This is a genomic window from Nocardia salmonicida NBRC 13393 (assembly GCF_001613085.1).
Classification (GTDB): Bacteria; Actinomycetota; Actinomycetes; order Mycobacteriales; family Mycobacteriaceae; genus Nocardia; species Nocardia salmonicida.
This window is the reverse complement of the sequence record NZ_BDBR01000025.1, coordinates 1-1,280: the sequence shown is the minus strand read 5'-3', so window position 1 is coordinate 1,280 and position 1,280 is coordinate 1. Positions and strand designations below refer to the sequence as shown.

Genomic DNA, 1,280 nt, shown 5'->3' with positions numbered 1-1,280 from the left:
GAGGTCGACCAGGACAGCAGTGGGCATCGAATTCCTTCCCTGAATACGACGAAAGCCCGCACCGACTGGGTGCAGGCTGATGGGAATAGCGTTGTGGGCGGGGCAGGTTCGCTAGGTGCTAGGTGCTAGGTGCTAGGTGCTAGGTGCTAGGTGTGGTCGGCGGGCGTGCCACGGGCAGGGCCAGCGGTCGGTTGAGGGCGCGGTGGCGTGTGCTGCGGGCGCGGGGTTGGCGGCATTCGCAGTGCGGGAACCGGTTTTCGCAGGCGAAGCACCACCCGCACTTGCCGCAGTAGCGGCCCACCCGGTACAGGTCGATGTCGTCACAGCCGTCGCAGACATACCGTTTGGGGTAGCGCTGGCTCAATGGCAGGTAGCTCGAATTGGAGTACCAGATCCCGTTGTCCCACTGGCCTTTCGATTCCCCGAACAGATACACCTGCTGATCGAAGGCCGGGTCGACGGTGAAGATCAGCATCTTCGACGACCCCAGCCAAGACTCCAGCCCACGGAATCCGCGGTAGGTGTCGATCGACCCGAACGGCTCAGTAGGTAGGTAGTCCTCAGCGGCAATGCGGGTATCGGAACGCCAGTCATACGGGCCGGGATGCACCCGTTTGGGAAGGACACCGTTGTGCGCCAACACCGTTCGCTGGTCGCCGGCTAGGCGGAAGGGGTGGCAGTTGTCGACGGTGCGGATGCCGTGGGTGGCGTACCGGGAGTGAAACAGTGCCGGACCTCGCGGATGCTGGGCCCGGACGCGGGCGAACAGGTCGATCACCTCCTCGGCGTTCATGCCGTGGCCGGTCACGATCGCCTGCCCGGCTATGACCGCGAACCCATGGCCGTGCGGATTCGACTCGGCACCGTTGCGCAACGCAGTCGGATCCGGCGCCACGGAGGCGGGGATGAAGGTCAGGAGGCACACAGCAAAACCTCCTGTTCGCGGGTCAGGTCGGCGAGTTCGGTGACCAGGGGCGTGTATTCGAGGCGGTGGTTCAGCCAGTCGGTGAACCGGTCCCAGTCCCATCCGCCGGCCAAGATCTCAGGGATAGTGAGGTTGACGGTGTAGCGGATGGATGCCTCGGTGAACGCCAACGCCGCCTGCACCGCGCGGGTTTCGAGGGAACTGGCGAAAACCCGGAGTTCGAGAGTGTCGCGGGGGTGGGGGTTGATCGCCTGATAGCGGGGCAACCCGACCGCGTTGCGGCAGCCTTTCGCGAGGTGTTTCGCGCGGGCGCGGGTTGCGGGTTCGAACGGGGCGTAGTGGCTGTTGCGCCGGG

1 protein-coding gene and 1 pseudogene are annotated in these 1,280 nt (G+C 65.3%); both read right to left on the bottom strand.

Going from position 1 to position 1,280, the window contains the following annotated elements:
- Positions 1-139: 139 nt before the first annotated feature.
- Positions 140-925 carry a class II glutamine amidotransferase domain-containing protein gene (locus tag NS1_RS23560; RefSeq protein ID WP_062987846.1) on the bottom strand — a complete coding sequence of 262 codons (786 nt, stop codon included), beginning with the start codon at positions 923-925 and terminating at the stop codon, positions 140-142.
- Positions 913-1,280, bottom strand: a pseudogene (locus NS1_RS40910) (hypothetical protein); the annotation flags it as partial. The pseudogene NS1_RS40910 and the gene NS1_RS23560, both read right to left, overlap by 13 nt.